We start from the raw sequence: 18,275 nt of genomic DNA, 5'->3' as shown, positions 1-18,275 counted from the left end.
CGTCTCCGCTGCCAGAGACGTTCCAAGGTGATTCACAAAAAAACTATTTCGCGTGCGCAGGAATGAACTCTTGCTCCACTGCTTGACGCAATACTTTAGACGGCACCAAACCCTGCGCCAAGACAAAGTCATTAAAAGCTTGTCGATCGAACTTCTTACGCAGGCTCACTTCGGCAGCTTGGCGGGTTTCCATCAAACGTTGGTAGCCGTAAAAATAAGACGTCGCTTGCCCCGGAGCGCGGAAAGTATAACGTTGCATTTCTTGGGTCGCCATACCTTCGGACAAACCGACTTCATCCATCAAAAACGACTTCACGCCTTCAGGACTGATTTGACCTAAGTTCACCATAGGATCGAGGAAAGCACGGGCTGCACGATGTGCGCGTGCTTGCAGTGCGAATAGTTGTCCATCGGTCGGTTCGAATGGCTGCATCTCTGCCTCCGCATACAGCGCCCAACCCTCAACGTTCACGCTATTGAAGGCGAACACGGCACGCGCCGTCGACACACCGGCTTCGATCATTTTAGCGAACTGCAATTCGTGCCCTGGACGTGCTTCATGCGCCGTCAAGGTCCAAGTACCGCCTTCATGTGTGAAATCATCGAACACCATGGACTTACCAGAAGCACCTGCAGGCATTGCCGTGGTCAACACAAATTCGCCATATTCACCAGTGTTACCGATCAAGCGTGGTGGGCTCATATGCGGGGCTGGCTGTTGCGCGTTCTCAGCTTCAGTAGCCAAGCGAATCTTAGCTTTGCGTTCTGGCAAACTCACAATTTTATTTTGCCGCACTAACGCTTCGATGGATTGCAAACGACTTTCATACAATGGCATCACTTGCTCTTTAGCGATTTGCTGTTTCTTTAATTCGCGAATCACCGCACGATAGTCAGCATCAACCAAGCCTCGTTCTTTGGCGATGATGCCCGCCGTGATCTGCATTTGATTGCGAATTTCAGCAAATGAGGTCAGGGCTTTGCTCACCAATTCTTCTGGTGCGATGTCAACCCCAAATTGATGCAAGTTGTCCGCATAAACCTCGGCTGGCAAACGATGATCCTGACGCGCACGCGGCAAGACTTCCGCTTTGATCATCGCATTGTAGGCATTCAATTGCTGCTCTAATGCGGCGAAGGATTTTTCCCAACCTTTTAACTCACTTTTTTCTAACAACTCTTTCATACCTGAGATTAATGCAGGCGCATCGCTCAAAGCCTGCTCGACCTCCCCCTTATAGGGGCCTAATAATTTTGGATTAAGTTTCAAGCGCTCAAACATCCGTTCTCTAGCCAACTCTGTGATAGGACGATGCGCTTTGGCGATGCCCGCATATTTTTCCAATCGCACCAACAACGTCTTCTGACGTTCTTTGGGAATCCGTGGATCGAGTGTCTGCTGTATCACACCAAAAATCATTCCCGTAATATCGTTGTAGGGGAAAAAATATTTCCGGCTCAAACCTTCGCTTCGAATACTGTCTTCAGCTGAAGTAATCAAAATTTGCAAATCTTGTCGAATCTTTGGATCAGTTTCTGCGCGCAGACGTTTTTGATATTCAGCGATCAAAACGCGCATTTCTTTCATACGCACATTAAAAGTGTCGCGTGATAAATCAGTGATCTGTTCATCCAAGCCATCAACACCGAGCGAACCCGCATTTTCAGGCGCATATTTGCCCATGATATTCAGCAAAATTTTTGCATTTTCATTACTTTTCGCTACCCAGGCTTGTTCTGCTGCAAACGCCGGTGCGCTCGCAAAACTGCAAGCTGCGCTGAAGGCAAGAGCACTCAGAATCGCTCGTGCTAAGGTTTTTCGTTTCATCATTCACTCTCTCATTGCGGGATTAATTGGTACTGCGATTTCGGACAGGGCTTCAGTATCAAGTGCGCAAGGTGAAGCGTCAATGAGGAAAGCGATGAGCGCGCAAAAATGCCGCATGAAATGACAATTTGGAGGAATAAAATTTGGCGTTCGCGAGGTGTATTCGCGATCATCTCATCAAGCAGGACCTAGGCTAAAAGATCAATTTGCTGCAATCGATGTGCCTGCCCTGCCTCTGACAACCACAGTCCACTCGCGGCGAGTTGCCCTAGTGCTTGTTGTTGTGATCCCGTGATAGTGAACCGACTAGCCACATTGGTAAGGCTAAGCGCCCCGACCTGTGCCTGCTTAAGACTGAGCATCTGATCCTTCCCTGTGGCATCTTTCGACCATAGGCGAAGCTGTTCATACACCGGATCGCTTTCGTCGATCCAACCATTATGATCGACGTCATACACGGCAAGTTCTTGAAATCCATTATTCGTATTCGGTCCGAACAATTCTTTGCCATCATCAATTTTTCCATTGTGATTCTTATCGAGCGCCAACATAGCGGCATTAGTGGCAAAAGAGATCTGCTCTTTTTCGCCATCGGCATTCAGATCAAAAGCATATTTCTTGTCACTTAAAGCGATAGGGCCATATCCAAAACTCAGCATTAAAGGGTCGACTTTTTTAACGGCAATCGAGGAAACATCAACCGAAGTCTCACTATGCGTTTGGCTCTGCATTTCAAAACTCAAATCAAATTGAATACTGCGCCCATCACTGGTTTGCAACTGCCCCTTCGCTTGAAAAGAAGTCTGTTGCTGAACATCGACGCTTCGACGCGCATGATATTCAATACGCCATTCAGATGGTCGACGCGATGCGGTTGCCGCGCCCGCTGCAGCTTGAGACTGTGCTTGCGCGACCGCTTTCTCCCCTTGGCATTCACAGTTATCAACACGCTGACGCCAACCGGCAAACAAATTAATTCCTTTGCCAAGCATGTATTCGATCAAGGTCTTAATCAGCTGAACCTTAGGATCATTTTCCGCCTCATCGAGTGACTCGGTAGTTTCATTGGTCGGCACGGATTCTGGGACTGGCGCCTGCTGGGCCACGGTGGAATCAAGCTCTTGTAAGAACTGAGCCAAACGAGACAAGTCCACGGTTGTCGTTCGCGCTACCGTGTTTGCGTTGGAAGCAGCACCCGTCGCATTTTTCTCCAAAGGGTTTAACTGCACTGGAGTAAGGCGACTGAGCTTCAATGATTGCTGCTCAATGATGGAAGTAGATGAGGAGGACGCAGAACTCATCTGCACCTCAGACGACGCGATCTTCATAGGGGCTCCAACAACAAAGAGGATCAGACGAAGTAGCTTGCCAATCACTTCACCAAGCGACCGACAAGCCGACGTGGCGAATCGACGTCGACCATACTTCTCCGATTTCTTCGATAACGGATCGCGGAAATTTTCCTTTAATAGTTTTTTTGGATAAGCCTAAGTATCCAGTCGTTTTTTTCTATCGCTCTCCTGTTCTGGCGTGCTCGCTTTACATCACTGTTTCAAATAGTCGCGCAACTCGTAATACCAATACGTCAATTGTGCGCCGAGCAGCCCTAAACTGCCGAATGTACTCGGTAGGCCATAGTGTTCAAAACCTGGTGGTAAAGCCTGATCATGCGCGATGGCCTGTGCTAAAACTTCTCCGGCTAGTGTGGTTGGCGCAACTCCATGTCCGCCAAAACCCAACCCATACCACAATCCATTTTCCAAACGCCCTAACTGCGGCATCTTATGCCGACCATAACTCATTAAGCCGCTCCAAGCGTATTCCACTTTGACGTCTCGAAGTTGCGGATACACCTTCAACATATCTTCGTACAATAAAGCTTGCACCTGTTGTGGTGTGCGCTCTGCGATCGATATCCGACCGCCCCACAATAAACGGGTATCGTGTAATGGTCGATAGTAGTCAAACGCAAAACGCGTGTCATACACTGCGGCGCCAGTTCGCATGGCCGACTGCAAACGCGCCCCCAAGGCTTCAGTCGCCATCACATAAGTCGCGATCGGTAAAACAGCGCGGCTCAAGCGTGGCACTAAACCCTCGATATAACCACCACAGCAGATCACCACATGTTGCGCTTGAATCCGCCCTCCAGAATTCGTGTGTACGCATTTCAGACTTCCGAGGTCTTCGATACGAGTGACACGCGAATGTTCGTAAAGCTGCCCTCCTTTTTGTTCAATTGCCCGTGCCAAGCCACGCGCGTATTTCAAAGGATGGAAGTGAAACGCATTCTTTTCATGCAAAGCACCGAAATAGCGCTTCGAGAGTAAGCGCTGCTGCAAGTCTTCGCGCGAGATGAAGTCCCACTCCACATCAAACTCATCCTGCATCATTCTTTGCTGGTCCAAAAGAAGTTGATCGTCGTCGAACCAATTGGCCAGCAACACGCCTTCTTCATTTTTATCGCACTCGATGTGATATTGAGTGATACGTTGACTGATCAACTGCACTGCATCCAAAGTCAGTTGATAGAGAGCTTTCGCTTTGGGTTTTCCGAGTTGTTTTACCAATTCACGGTTGTCCAAACTAAAACCACCAAACACAAAGCCACCATTGCGGCCTGAAGCGCCATGACCGACCGTCTCAGATTCTAATATCGCGACGCTATGAACACCTCGCTCGAGCAATCCTAAAGCGGTCGCCAGCCCCGCAAAACCTGCTCCAATAATACAGACTTGGACTTCCTGTTTGTTTTCCAAAGAGGGATAGGATGGCGATGCATTGGATTCAAGGCTCGCTTGGTAATAGGTTTGGTGCATACGCAAACATTCTGTGCAAAAGATTATTGTCGCCGATTTGCGATCGATGTTAAATGAAAAAACAAAGCAGCAAAACAGCAAAACGAAAAAAAGCGAGTTGGCTGCCTCAGCCAAACTCGCTTTCTTCGCGTGCGATTAAATCTTGAGGAGACTACTTACTACTAAGCTCTCGCCCTTTTACTTCGCGCTCCATCAATTTGAAGATGCGACGATATTCATCGAGCCAACTAGTCGGTTCACGGAAACCATGCGCCTCAATCGGATACACAGCGAACTCGAAGTTCGGGTTCTTTAACTCAATCAGTTTTTGCACCATGCGCACGCTGTCTTGGAAAAAGACATTGTCATCAAGTACGCCAGAGCAAATCAACAAAGGACGCTTCAAGCCTGCCGCGAATTCAATCGGAGAGCTGCGTAAATAAGCCTCAGGGTCCACATCCGGTGTATTCAAGATGTTCGAGGTGTAACCGTGGTTGTAGTGAGCCCAATCAGCCACAGGACGTAAAGCTGCCCCTGCGGCAAAAGCTTCGGTCTTGAACATCGCCATAAAGGTCATAAAACCACCGTAGGAACCGCCATAGATACCAACGCGTTGTCGATCAACATTCGCGTTTTCCACCAGCCAATCAATGCCGTCGAGATAGTCTTCCAACTCCGGCGTTCCCATGCGTTGGTAAATCGCGTTGCGCCAATCACGTCCATAACCCGCAGAGGCACGGTAATCCATATCGATCACCACATAGCCCTCTTGCACCAAGAGATTATGGAACATCATTTCACGGAAATAATTCGACCAGCCATAATGCGCCGCTTGCAGATAACCAGCGCCATGCACAAACATCACTGCAGGACGCCTCGGTCCACTGAGTTTGCTTTTATCCTGATACACACGCGAATAGATTGGCGCCGCGCCATGTTTAGACGGCACCGCTACGACATCGGGGACGATCCAATTAATATCCGCAAATTCTTTCGATGTCGAATCCGTTAAACGCGTTGCCTTCGCCATCGGCGCCGCAGCTTGCACGAATAAATCTGGCTGACGTGTGATGGTCGAATGCGTCAACAATAAACGATCTTCATTCGGCGACAATTCATAATCCATACCGCCATTCATATCGGTTAAAGCCTGATCATTTTGCCCGTCCGTTCCTATGCGATAAACCTCGTACTTACCCGGATGTTTTTTATTCGCGCGGTAGTAGATCCAACGGCCATCACGCGTGAGCGTTATGCGGCTCATCTCGTATTTTCCCTTGGTCACTGCTTGCGATTGACCATCACGATAGTGATACAACTGACTAAAACCAGACTCCTCAGACAAATACCATAAGGTCTTACCATCGCGGCTATACAGCATTTCATTGAAGTCGTTATCGTTGACCCACGCTTGATCAGTCAAGCGATGCACCAACTGCCATTGCGCCTTGTCTTTGCTTGTGGTGTTGAGTTCAATAATCCAACGGTCTTTATTATCGGCACTGAAAAGTTGTAACGCGACTTTCTGGCCATTGTCGGCCCACTGCGTACCACGGAAACCGAGATAGATCGCGCGTGGCACAGCTGCTTTCGGTTCTGGCTTCCCTAAACGTTTAGCCGCATCAATTTTTAAACTCAACAACGGATCTTCATTAATACCCGCTAACTGATCGAATTTCAATTTGTGCGCCTGATTTGCGCTGATGTCGATCACATATACAAACTCATTCGCATCTTCACCGGTTCCGACTTTGCTACGGACATCTTGCACCATCACATAACCATCAGCGCTCACGTAGTGTGGCATCTTATCGCTGCGACCCGGCTTACGTGGAGTCGCGGTACTAACAACGAGATATTTACCATCGGGAGACAAACTGATTTGACGGAACTCGCGACCCTTGCCCAAATAAATCGGCTGCGGCGCACTACTCGCTTGCTGTGCGATGTCGCGCTGACGCTTCTCCGCATCTTTCTTATCGGTGTCGCGTTTTTTGATAATGTCGAACAAACGCGTTTGCTGCAAGCTCAGATAATCTGCGGCCTCTTTCTTCGCTGCGGGATCATCTTCATTCTTCAAGTTCACCAGCGTATTGGTTTCGCCCGTACGCAGATTGAAGCTATTGATCTTGCCATCTTGGCGAAAGGCGAGCTGCTCATTACTGATAAAGCCAAGCAGACCGGCGACGTCACCGGTGCGCGTCATTTGGGTTTTCTTGCCATCCTTGAGGAGGAACAAATTGCCGTTACGTATCCAAGCAACTTGACTTCGATCTGGGCTCACAAAGCGGGATTCAGATTCCGCTACGGCGAGCTCCGCAGCATTGAGTTTAGTGGGGACGCCACCGTTGACAGGAACACGATACACGTCGCGCACTTCACTACCGTCTGCTTTCCTTACGAAATAAACGGTTTTACCATCGGCACTGAAGTAAGAACGCTCGGGTGCATTCCCCATCCAATCCGTATTGGACATAATTTTTTCCAAGCTCAATTTGCTGCTAGCGGCAGCTGCGGTTTGCGCTTGAGTTTGCATCATGAAACCCGACTGTAGTATCACTGCCGCGATGATCCAGCTCACTCCGATTCTTGTCATTCTCATGGTTCGACCTTTGAATAAATTTGTGCAAGAAAAACTTCAATAACAGCGCCATAAAAAAACGCTGAGCCTCTTTCGAGTTTCAGCGTTTTTTGACCTGCTCTTTGCGAAAAAATTCCCTTTATTTTCTGCGGAATTTTTTAGCGTCAAAGCATCCTATTATTCTGGCAATTTCTGATTGGCGAGATCGCCTTCCACATGTTCACCGAGCTCACCTTCCCACTTGGCGACCACCGCGGTGGCCAGACCGTTACCGATCACGTTGGTTGCAGAACGTGCCATATCAAGGAAATGATCAACACCTAACAATAGCAACAAGCCCGCTTCAGGAATCTTGAATTGTGAAAGCGTCGCTGCGATCACCACCAAGGATGCACGTGGCACACCGGCCATGCCTTTAGAAGTCAGCATCAAGATCAACATCATCGTAATTTGCGTACTCAATGACAATTCAATCCCGTAAGCTTGCGCAATAAAGACCGTCGCAAAGGTACAGTACATCATCGAACCGTCCAGGTTAAACGAGTAACCTAATGGGAGAACGAAAGATGCGATCCGGTTCTTTACACCAAAGCGCTCCAAACCTTCCAAAGTTTTCGGGAAGGCCGCTTCGGATGAAGCGGTTGAAAATGCCAACAAAGTCGGCATCCGTAATTCACGCAACAACGCAGCCACGCGCTTACCCAAAAACAAATAGCCAATAAAGATCAAGGTCAACCACAACACAAAGATGGAGAAGTAGAACTCGCCCATGAAGACGCCGTAGGTCTGCAACACGCCGAGACCACTCTTCGCCACTACGCCAGACACCGCTGCGAACACCGCGATCGGCGCAAAATTCATCACGTAGGCAGTCACCTTCAACATGATATGCGCCACGCCATCAACTGTCTCAATCAAAGGCTTGCTGCGATCACCAACTGCCGCTGCGGCTGTGCCGAAGAAAATCGAGAACACCACAATCTGCAAAATCTCATTCTTGGCCATACCATCGACAATCGAGGATGGCACCAAGTGCGTGACGAACTCCTTCATGCTCAAATTGGAAGTGGCAATCCCCGACACCGCATCACTCGCCGGCAACAAAGCATGCATCGCATCGCCCGGACGGAAGAAGTTGACCATGATCAGGCCGAGCGTCAAAGAAATTACACTGGCCAACATGAACCAAGCCAAAGCTTTGCCGCCAACGCGCCCAACCTCTTTAGCGTCACCCATTTTGGCAATACCGACCACCAAGGTCGCGAATACCAAAGGAGCGATGATCATCTTGATGAGTCGCAGGAAAATCGTGGTAATGAGCGACATCGCCTCTGCGAAATCAGCCGGCTTTTCCATATGGCCGTTGACATAATAGCCAACCAAAATGCCGAGGATTAAACCGATGAAAATGTATGATGTAAGGTTCAAACGTTTGAACATAGTACTATCCTGTCTATCTATTTTTTTATCCAACCCAAGCATTCGCGCCAGCGACGGGTAATGGCTTATCTCCTGCCTCCTCTCAATGTCACGAGAAGAAAACCGAGCGAGTATACTTGAGTCAGGGTATTGAGACCACTTTTTATTATTTGCGTTCGCATCATGAACCGAACTCAGTGATATTCCCGTGCCAGTCCCGCACTGCTACCGCATTGCGCCCTCATTGGTGCCGCATTGATTCCGCACTAAGAACGAAAAAAAACCCGAACCTCGGTTCGGGTTTTTTATCAGCTCAATTCTGCTTAATTGCCCTACTCCACTTCCACCACTTCTTGCGAAGCGTTTGAAGGCGGAGTATCACTCTCTGGGAAGTCCAGTTTAATTTGGTCTTTCTCATCGAGTTCGACGTTGACCTTACCACCCGAGACCAAGCGACCAAACAACAATTCATCGGCCAAGGCTTTGCGGATCATATCTTGGATCAAACGTGCCATTGGACGCGCACCCATTAATGGATCAAAGCCCTTCTTCGCCAAGAACTTACGCAATGCATCGCTAAAGGTCGCATCCACTTTCTTCTCGTGCAATTGCTCTTCCAATTGCATCAAGAACTTATCGACCACGCGCAAGATGATTTCTTCATCCAAGGCGCGGAAGCTGATGATGGAATCCAAACGATTGCGGAACTCAGGCGTAAACATGCGCTTAATATCCGCCATTTCATCGCCAGCCTGCTTGGTGTTATTGAAGCCTATCGAAGGCTTCTGCAAACTCTCCGCACCAGCATTGGTCGTCATAATAATGATCACATTGCGGAAGTCTGCTTTGCGGCCATTATTATCGGTCAAGGTACCGTGATCCATTACCTGCAACAAGATGTTGAAGACATCTGGATGCGCTTTTTCGATCTCATCCAAGAGCAACACTGCATGTGGTTTCTTGGTAATCGCTTCAGTCAATAAACCACCTTGATCGAAACCGACATAGCCCGGTGGCGCGCCAATCAAGCGGCTTACGGCATGGCGTTCCATGTATTCAGACATATCGAAACGAATCAACTCAATACCCAAGGTAAAAGCCAATTGTTTGGCGACTTCCGTCTTACCGACACCAGTTGGGCCCGAGAACAAGAAGGAACCAATCGGTTTATCCGTTTTACCAAGGCCAGCACGCGACATCTTGATCGCAGATGCCAAGGCTTCGATCGCTGGATCTTGGCCGAAGACCACATTCTTCAAATCGCGATCGATGGTCTGCAATTTACTGCGATCATCTTGATTCACCGTTTGTGGTGGGATCCGTGCGATCTTAGAAATGATATCTTCAATATCGGCTTTACCAATCGTTTTCTTCTGCTTGGACTTCGGCAAAATTCTTTGCGCTGCACCGGCTTCATCAATCACGTCGATCGCTTTATCAGGCAAATGACGGTCGTTCAAGAAACGCGCCGACAATTCAGCCGCCGTGGTCAATGCTGCTGCGGAATACTTAACGTTATGATGCTCTTCAAACTTGGTTTTCAAGCCACGCAAAATTTGCACAGTTTGCTCAACGGTCGGCTCATTCACATCGACCTTTTGGAAGCGACGTGATAACGCATGATCTTTCTCGAATACGCCGCGATACTCAGTGAAAGTCGTCGCACCGATGCATTTCAACTGGCCATTCGACAACGCTGGCTTCAACAAATTCGAGGCATCCATGGTGCCACCCGAAGCCGAGCCCGCACCAATAATCGTATGAATTTCATCGATAAACAAAATTGCATCCGGTGTTTCGCGCAATTGTTTCAGCACGCCTTTCAAGCGCAATTCGAAATCACCGCGATACTTCGTACCGGCCAACAAAGCGCCCATATCGAGTGAATACACCACCGCGTTGCCGAGGATATCCGGCACATCGCTCTGTGTAATACGCCATGCCAAACCTTCGGCAATCGCTGTCTTACCAACGCCAGCCTCGCCGACCAACAATGGATTGTTTTTGCGACGACGGCACAGAATCTGTATCACACGCTCGACTTCGCTTTCACGGCCAATCAAAGGATCGATCTTGCCTTCAGCAGCAGCCTTATTCAGATTCTGCGTAAATTGTTCGAGCGGATTTTCTTTGACTTGGTTATCACCATGCGCATCCTCGCCACCTTCATGCGATTTTTGCGGTTCATTGTGATTGTCTTTACGAACACCATGAGAAATGAAGTTGACGACGTCGAGACGTGTCACGCCTTGTTGGTGCAAGTAGTACACCGCATGCGAATCCTTCTCGCCAAAGATCGCCACCAACACGTTGGCGCCATTAACTTCCTTCTTACCGTTGGAAGCTGACTGCACGTGCATAATCGCGCGTTGAATCACGCGTTGGAAACCGAGCGTTGGTTGGGTATCGACTTCCCCTGTTCCCTGCACGGTAGGCGTGTTATCAGCAATGAAGTTCGATAAAGTCTTGCGCAAGTCCTCAATATTGACCGCGCAAGCACGCAGCACTTCCGCCGCAGAAGGATTGTCGAGCAAAGCTAGTAATAAGTGCTCGACAGTGATGAACTCGTAACGCGCCTGCCTAGCCTCAACAAAGGCCATATGCAAACTAACTTCTAATTCTTGGGCAATCATACTTCCTCCATCACACATTGCAGCGGATGTCCCGCCTGTTTCGCGTGTGCTAAAACGAGTTCAACCTTGGTTAACGCTACATCTTTTGTATACACCCCGCAGACGCCACGTCCTTCGACATGCACCTTCAACATAATCTGCATCGCGGTTTCTTTGTCTTTATTAAAGTATTCCTGAATGATCGCCACCACAAACTCCATTGGAGTGTAGTCGTCATTGAGCAATACCACTTGGTACATCGAAGGAGGCTTTAATGCCAAAGCCTGCTTTTCGAGTACCGTACTATTTCCATGCTCTATTCCCATACTTCTATTCTAGTACGTTGATGATGCTCGAAGTCAATCATTAAGCAAATAAAAGTGCTTCTGTTCATTTTAAGACGCTTCGCATTTTCTTGCTGAAAGCCTGTGGTTTTGGATTTGTAACTTTTAGTCAAATAGTGGCGCGCAAAAAGCGTGAATTCAGTAAATTTTATTTTCCGTGAAGGCCCAATGATCAAAACGTTCGAAACCCACTACTTCTCCCAGATGGCGCTAATTTGATAAACATCAATAGCAAAATCCGGCTATTTCACGTAAAAAAACAACAATGCTACATGGGCAAGCAAATTTTCTTGACTTTCGTTTTTTTTCCGCCAAGAATGACATTTATTGATATTTAACTTAAGTTTTTATTATCAATATGAAGTGGGCAGGTTAAGAAAGGTAGCTTTACAGAGTTTTCTTGCTTTTTCGGCTCGTGTGATTAGTTTATATTTGAAAGATGTATTATGGCAACAGGTACCGTAAAATGGTTCAATGACTCCAAGGGCTTTGGTTTTATCACTCCAGATGATGGCGGTGAAGATTTGTTCGCCCACTTCTCCGCGATCCAAATGAATGGCTTCAAGACTTTGAAAGAAGGTCAAAAAGTAACATTCGAAGTGACTCAGGGTCCAAAAGGCAAGCAAGCTTCTAACATCCAAAATCCTTAATCCGATTTTGTAATGTTAAGAAAAAACCCGCTGCGGCGGGTTTTTTCTTATACGTGTTCGAAGTCACGGAAACTCGATATTATCACGATGCCATTGTTTAATAACAAGCGAAGTCTAATGAAAATACCCGCCGCACTTTCTATAGCCTTCATTTTGTTGGTCGCCGTTTTATTGAAAATCAACATATGACCCGTCGCAACGTTTCCATCGCGATGGCAATTCTCTCGGGCCTTGCTGCGGTTTATTTCTTGCCACCGGCTTGGCTTGAACCCTTGGCCACTACAGACGCCGTTTGCTGCGCGATCTTCGCGATCGTCGCTAGGCTCAATACAAAAACCGAGCCAACCACCAATTCAGTTTCCGGCGCGTTATTTTCGATAGCCAACCTTCCTGAAAAGCCATTTACCAAGGTCAATGATGGCTGGGCACTATCAATATTTCTCGCGTCAGCAGCATTTCTCATTTCCTTGGCTTTGGGGATTATTGTGCGTGCGAATTTCTGACATCACAAATCTCCAATCCGATTTTGCGATGTTAAGAAAAAAACCCGCTGCGGCGGCTTTTTTATTGAAGATCGACAAACGATAATCAAACAACTTACACGAAGCAAAGCAAAATCGAAGGCGAGTAATGAAGGGCTAAACACTCTTCACTAGAACGCCATGTTCACCAACGAAGTAACTATGGAAGTCTTCGACTTCGAGGTTATAAACCGTTGCTACGTATCGATAGCCATCTCCATCACCGCCGTCATCGACGTCGTGGATTGGCCAGTTTTTCGTGTCGAAATAAGAATTTATTCCCCATTTACCCTCTACGAAATCCCATTCAAATCCTTCGCCCTCAAATCCTGCAGAAGCAACCCAACCAATACCATCTCGATCTGATTTATAAATGAACATTGGAACACTAAACGCTGGCGCACAATTTGATAACTCTAGATGTGAGGGGCCAAGCCAATCACCCTGAAGCAATGATGCTGCTGTCCAGCCCTTCTCTTTCACCCAAAATTGATGGTCCAATGATGAAAAAAGCGCGTGCGTTCGCTCTTTCTTCAAGTTGGGGCCATTCTTGTATCCAATAAATTTGACCTCTTTATCTTCATGAACAAGGATCTTTAACACTCGCTTAAGAGAAAGCCCAGCACCAGCCTCCTGATGTTCAGAACGAGAAAGAACCAAGTCTCCAACTTTGATTTTTTCAATCGGCACTAAACCATCTTTGGTGTGAACCAAAGTACCAGCTGTGAATCCACTAGACTTCGAGTTGTTCTGCATAGTCCAATTGACTTAAGGATTTCGGGACTTGTATTCTAGCTTGATGCGGAATGTCCATCTCAACATTTTTCTGCAACTAGCTGAATCACCCTCACCCCCAGCCCCTCTCCCGCTCGCGAGCGAGGGGTGAAAAGTAACTCTGAAATCCCCTTGCAAGAAAACAAAAAGCCGACACGAAGTCGGCTTTTTTAGAACTCACACACCCTTTTAAGCTTCGGAAAATTCAATTATCGGGATGCAGATCTAGGCGCAAAGCACAGCCATACACAAGTATGGCGCGCATTTGCAACGAAGATATGCGCCCGAGAATTGGATTTAACGACGCTTAAAAATTACATGTTGTCGATCATTACATCTCCAAAACCGGAGCAAGATACCTGAGTAGCACCTTCCATCAAGCGCGCGAAGTCGTAGGTCACTTTCTTAGAAGTGATCGCTTTTTCTGTTGAAGAAATCAACAAATCAGCGGCTTCGAACCAGCCCATGTGACGCAACATCATTTCTGCGGACAAGATCAAGGAACCTGGGTTCACGTAATCTTTACCTGCGTATTTTGGTGCTGTACCGTGCGTTGCTTCGAACATTGCGATGGAGTCAGACAAGTTCGCACCTGGAGCGATACCGATACCACCAACTTGTGCTGCCAAAGCGTCGGAGATGTAGTCGCCATTCAAGTTCAATGTAGCGATAACGCTGTATTCTGCTGGGCGCAACAAGATTTGCTGCAAGAATGCGTCAGCGATGGAATCCTTAACGATAATTTCTTTACCTGTTTTTGGATTCTTGAATTTGCACCATGGGCCGCCGTCGATCAATTCTGCGCCAAATTCTTTTTGTGCCAATGCGTATGCCCAATCACGGAAGCCACCTTCGGTGTACTTCATGATGTTACCTTTGTGAACGATCGTCACGGATGGCTTGTCATTGTCGATTGCGTATTGGATCGCTTTGCGTACCAAACGCTCTGTACCTTCGATAGAAACAGGTTTCACGCCGATACCAGATGTTTCTGGGAAGCGGATTTTCTTGACGCCCATTTCTTCTTGCAAGAACTTGATCAATTTCTTCACTTGATCAGAGCCTTGAGCAAATTCAACACCTGCGTAGATATCTTCAGAGTTTTCACGGAAGATGACCATGTCCGTTTTTTCTGGTTCACGTACTGGAGATGGCACGCCTTTGAAATAACGTACTGGACGTAAACAAACGTAGAGATCCAGCTCTTGACGCAAGGCCACGTTCAATGAACGGATACCGCCACCAACTGGTGTCGTCAATGGACCTTTGATAGAAACAACGTATTCTTTCAATGCCGCCAAAGTTTCTTCTGGCAACCACACGTCTGGGCCATACACTTTAGTGGATTTTTCACCTGCGAAAATTTCCATCCAGCTGATCTTGCGCTTGCCACCGTAAGCTTTTGCCACGGCTGCATCCACCACTTTGATCATGACTGGGCTGATATCAACACCAGTACCGTCACCTTCGATGTAAGGAATGATCGGATTATCTGGAACATTCAAAGAGAAGTCAGCGTTGACGGTAATTTTTTGACCTTCAGCAGGTACTTTAATATGTTGATACATCGTTTTCTCCGTGGATACATGCAAGCTAGCGTTGAACAAGACGTCGCGCTGGGCGTGCGATTAACATGCCTTGATACCTTATAAAAAAACTTTTCACAAAATCGCCGTCTCGCAGTGAGATTAAACACCGCAAAACTTTGAAAATCGCGAGAGTCTTATATAAGACAGAAGACCACCATTTCGTATTATGCACTACTATTTTACTTGATGCCATCCCTTTGCAACACCCGCAAACTGTGATTTATCAAGGATAATGTGCAAACTTGCAGCGTTTTTGATGTGATCGACACGAGATCGCCGAACTTCACTGACAATATGGCAAAAAACCTGCACAAGCAAATCTCGAAAATCACTATCAGGAGTCTGCCAAAGACCACCCGCTACCCTCGCAAAAACCATACGCAAAATACTCCTGCATGAAACTGATACTCTTTAATAAACCGTTTGATGTTGTGTGCCAATTTTCGCCGCATCCGCAGCGCCCTACTTTGGCTGATTACATTAAGATTCCCAAGGTTTATCCCGCTGGACGCCTCGACGCCGATAGCGAAGGTCTGATTTTGCTCACGGACGACGGCAAACTACAGCACAAGATTAGCCATCCTGATTGGAAAGAAAGTAAAACGTATTTAGTGCAAGTGGAAGGAAGTGCCAGTGCGGAGCAATTGCAGCGCTTGCAGGCTCCATTGAATTTAGGCGACTTTACGACGCTTCCCTGCCAGGCATTTGAAATAGCCGAACCGGATTGGCTGTGGCCGCGCAATCCACCGATACGCCAGCGCGCCAATATCCCAACGAGCTGGCTCTGCATGGTGCTCGCCGAAGGCAAAAATCGCCAGGTGCGACGTATGACTGCCGCCGTTGGACTTCCGACTTTACGTCTGATTCGTAGTGCGATTGGAGATTATTCACTCGCCACCCACCCGCTCATGCCAGGTGAAATGATGGAGTTAAAGACTTAAAAAGATCAGTCGAAGTCGGGTCGAAACAAGGGTTTGGCTCAAGCAGTTAAAGTAGGTATCCAGAAATGACAAAAACCGCAATCGTAATTGCGGTTTTTCTCTTGCAGCTTTCGCCGCTATCACATCAAATTTAGTGCGCGATTCTATGAGCCTGCATACACAGCCAGCTCGAAAACACACTCAATTAAAGATGCGTATCATCCTCGGATAAGCTGCGCCATCGCGAGCCCATCCAAGCTCAACAATCGATTAAGCCAATGCTTTGATCGCTGTTGCCAAACGGCTCTTATGACGAGCTGCTTTGTTTTTGTGGATGATTTTCTTGTCAGCGATGCTGTCAATCGTCGAAACAGACTTTTGGAAAATCTCTGCAGCAGCTGCTTTATCACCAGCTTCGATTGCTTTACGAACAGCCTTGATTGCTGTACGCAAAGTCGAACGCTGACTAGAGTTGTGCGCGTTTTGTTTGATTGCTTGACGAGCACGTTTGCGTGCTTGTGCGGTATTTGCCATGTGATTTCCTAAACGTAGTCAACGCGACGGGTTCAAGATGTAAGTCTCAAACTTACTTGGCCTCGCCGCAATAAAATTCTGAACAGCTTTGTAGTATAACCCGTTTTAAAACCCCGTGCAAGCCAGTTCCACAAATTTGAAGTGTTTAGCCGAAGAAAACCAAACTATAACGAGTCTAATTCAGACTTTCTGGTTTCTTTGTCAACTTCAGGATTATCGCCTATTGTTTGAATACTGGATGGAAGGCAAATCGCCTCAAGAATGCAAAGCAAGCAATAACACAAATTCAAACCGACCTCTTTAAAGGAGTTGCACTAGCTTTGCCACTGGGCAGTCCGGTGATGCCGGTGCTAGACTGCATCCATTCAAGCAATTGCAGCAATACATTCAATACAAGCGTCACCTTCATCATTGCACTAGGCGGGCCAATTCAACGTGTTAATCGATTTCTTTTTTACCTTACGCGACGCTAAAGTACCTGTGTCGATCAAAGAATTTTTGATGCTCTTAGAGGCGTTGCAGGCGGGCATTATCGCGCCTTCCCTCGACGAATTCTACTTTCTCGCTCGCACCACCTTAGTCAAAGACGAAGCGCATTTCGATAAATTCGATAAAGCATTTGCGGCCTACTTCAAGGGCATCGAGACCATCTTCGAGAAGCATCCCGATATTCCGCTCGATTGGCTCAAAAAACGCTTGGAGCGCGAACTCACGCCCGAACAACGCGCCGCGCTTGAAAAGTTCGGCTACGACAAATTGATGGACAGGCTCAAAGAATTATTGGAACAACAGAAGGAACGCCATGAAGGCGGCAATCGTTGGATAGGCACTGGCGGCACCTCCCCGTTTGGCAATGGCGGCGATAATCCCGAGGGCATACGCATCGGTGGTAAGAGTGAACGTCGTTCCGCCGTCAAAGTGTGGGAAGCACGTGCTTTCCGTGATTACGATACTGAACGCGAACTTGGCACCCGCAATATCAAAGTCGCGCTGCGTCGCTTACGGCGGTTCGCGCGCCAAGGTGCGCACGATGAATTCGCCTTGGATGCCACCATCAAAGCGACTGCCAATAATGCGGGCTATCTCGATATCAAGATGCAGCCGGAACGCAAAAACAATATTAAGGTTCTGATGCTTTTAGATGTCGGCGGCACTATGGACGACCACATCGAGCAGGTCGAAGAACTCTTCTCCGCCGCCAAAACAGAATTCAAAAATCTTGAGTTCTACTATTTCCACAATTGCGTGTACGACTATCTTTGGAAAAACAACCACCGTCGTCACTCCGAGAAATTGGCCACTTGGGATTTGATCCGCAAATATCCACCCGATACCAAACTGATCTTTGTCGGCGATGCCACCATGAGTCCCTACGAAATTCTGCAACCCGGCGGCTCAGTCGAATACAACAACGAAGAGGCTGGTGCGACGTGGCTGCAACGTTTCACTTCGCACTTCCCCAAGTTCGTTTGGCTCAATCCCGAACCCGAGGGCATTTGGCAATATCGTCAATCGATCGCCATCATTCGTCAGATTGTGAACAATCGCATGTTCCCGATCACGCTCAGCGGTTTGGAACAAGGCATGCGCTTATTGAGCAAATAGGCATAAAAATTCAATAATAGTTCCAGGGAAAATGAATTGATATGCGCTGTTCTCGAACAAGAAACAACATCCACCAAGCGATTAATACGCAAAATCACTG

Annotated in this window: 14 protein-coding genes; 3 read left to right on the top strand and 11 right to left on the bottom strand. The window is 47.6% G+C overall.

Going from position 1 to position 18,275, the window contains the following annotated elements:
• Window positions 1-43 precede the first annotated feature (43 nt).
• The 7 genes from RF679_RS05860 to clpS form a co-directional block, all read right to left on the bottom strand.
• The gene (locus RF679_RS05860; protein ID WP_309483282.1) at window positions 44-1,831 is read right to left on the bottom strand and encodes a DUF885 domain-containing protein; all 1,788 of its coding nucleotides are present in this window, start codon (window positions 1,829-1,831) and stop codon (window positions 44-46) included.
• Between the two features lie 185 nt (window positions 1,832-2,016).
• On the bottom strand, window positions 2,017-3,156 hold the full coding sequence (locus RF679_RS05855; protein WP_309483281.1) for a hypothetical protein: 1,140 nt from the start codon (window positions 3,154-3,156) through the stop codon (window positions 2,017-2,019).
• A 216-nt stretch (window positions 3,157-3,372) separates the two neighbouring features.
• Window positions 3,373-4,647, bottom strand: coding sequence for an NAD(P)/FAD-dependent oxidoreductase (locus tag RF679_RS05850; RefSeq protein ID WP_309483280.1), 1,275 nt, complete (start codon window positions 4,645-4,647; stop codon window positions 3,373-3,375).
• Window positions 4,648-4,798: 151 nt separating this feature from the next.
• Window positions 4,799-7,222, bottom strand: a complete 2,424-nt coding sequence (locus RF679_RS05845) for a S9 family peptidase (protein ID WP_309483279.1) — start codon at window positions 7,220-7,222, stop codon at window positions 4,799-4,801.
• 162 nt (window positions 7,223-7,384) lie between these two features.
• Entirely contained in the window at window positions 7,385-8,647 is a 1,263-nt protein-coding gene (locus tag RF679_RS05840) for a dicarboxylate/amino acid:cation symporter (RefSeq protein ID WP_309483278.1), read from the bottom strand.
• Between the two features lie 311 nt (window positions 8,648-8,958).
• A complete protein-coding gene (clpA, locus tag RF679_RS05835; protein ID WP_309483277.1) occupies window positions 8,959-11,259 on the bottom strand; it encodes an ATP-dependent Clp protease ATP-binding subunit ClpA in 2,301 nt (766 codons plus the stop codon).
• Window positions 11,256-11,564, bottom strand: coding sequence for an ATP-dependent Clp protease adapter ClpS (gene clpS / locus RF679_RS05830; RefSeq protein WP_309483276.1), 309 nt, complete (start codon window positions 11,562-11,564; stop codon window positions 11,256-11,258). Before clpS ends, clpA begins: the two co-directional genes overlap by 4 nt.
• Window positions 11,565-12,028: 464 nt before the next feature.
• Here clpS and RF679_RS05825 point away from each other — a divergent pair, with 464 nt between their 5' ends.
• Window positions 12,029-12,232, top strand: coding sequence for a cold-shock protein (locus RF679_RS05825; RefSeq protein WP_162021162.1), 204 nt, complete (start codon window positions 12,029-12,031; stop codon window positions 12,230-12,232).
• A 241-nt stretch (window positions 12,233-12,473) separates the two neighbouring features.
• Here the strand turns inward: RF679_RS05825 and RF679_RS05820 are convergent, their stop codons facing one another.
• From RF679_RS05820 to icd, 3 genes are all read right to left on the bottom strand, one after another.
• Window positions 12,474-12,695 carry a hypothetical protein gene (locus RF679_RS05820; RefSeq protein ID WP_309483275.1) on the bottom strand — a complete coding sequence of 74 codons (222 nt, stop codon included), beginning with the start codon at window positions 12,693-12,695 and terminating at the stop codon, window positions 12,474-12,476.
• Window positions 12,696-12,870: 175 nt separating this feature from the next.
• Complete coding sequence (locus tag RF679_RS05815) at window positions 12,871-13,509, bottom strand: polymorphic toxin-type HINT domain-containing protein (RefSeq protein WP_309483274.1); 639 nt, start codon at window positions 13,507-13,509, stop codon at window positions 12,871-12,873.
• Between the two features lie 332 nt (window positions 13,510-13,841).
• Window positions 13,842-15,095 (bottom strand): NADP-dependent isocitrate dehydrogenase, encoded by a 1,254-nt coding sequence (icd, locus tag RF679_RS05810; protein WP_309483273.1) that lies wholly within the window; start codon window positions 15,093-15,095, stop codon window positions 13,842-13,844.
• 416 nt (window positions 15,096-15,511) lie between these two features.
• Here icd and RF679_RS05805 point away from each other — a divergent pair, with 416 nt between their 5' ends.
• On the top strand, window positions 15,512-16,057 hold the full coding sequence (locus RF679_RS05805; RefSeq protein ID WP_309483272.1) for a pseudouridine synthase: 546 nt from the start codon (window positions 15,512-15,514) through the stop codon (window positions 16,055-16,057).
• Between the two features lie 249 nt (window positions 16,058-16,306).
• On the opposite strand, the gene rpsT is transcribed toward RF679_RS05805, so the two are convergent.
• The gene (rpsT, locus tag RF679_RS05800; protein WP_309483271.1) at window positions 16,307-16,570 is read right to left on the bottom strand and encodes a 30S ribosomal protein S20; all 264 of its coding nucleotides are present in this window, start codon (window positions 16,568-16,570) and stop codon (window positions 16,307-16,309) included.
• A 435-nt stretch (window positions 16,571-17,005) separates the two neighbouring features.
• Between rpsT and RF679_RS05795 the strand changes: the two genes are divergently transcribed.
• Window positions 17,006-18,175, top strand: a complete 1,170-nt coding sequence (locus tag RF679_RS05795) for a vWA domain-containing protein (protein ID WP_309483270.1) — start codon at window positions 17,006-17,008, stop codon at window positions 18,173-18,175.
• Window positions 18,176-18,275: the final 100 nt, after the last annotated feature.

Source organism: Undibacterium cyanobacteriorum, assembly GCF_031326225.1.
Taxonomy (GTDB): domain Bacteria; phylum Pseudomonadota; class Gammaproteobacteria; order Burkholderiales; family Burkholderiaceae_D; genus Undibacterium; species Undibacterium cyanobacteriorum.
Note: the sequence above shows the minus strand (reverse complement) of the source record. Positions and strands in the feature narration are given on the sequence as shown.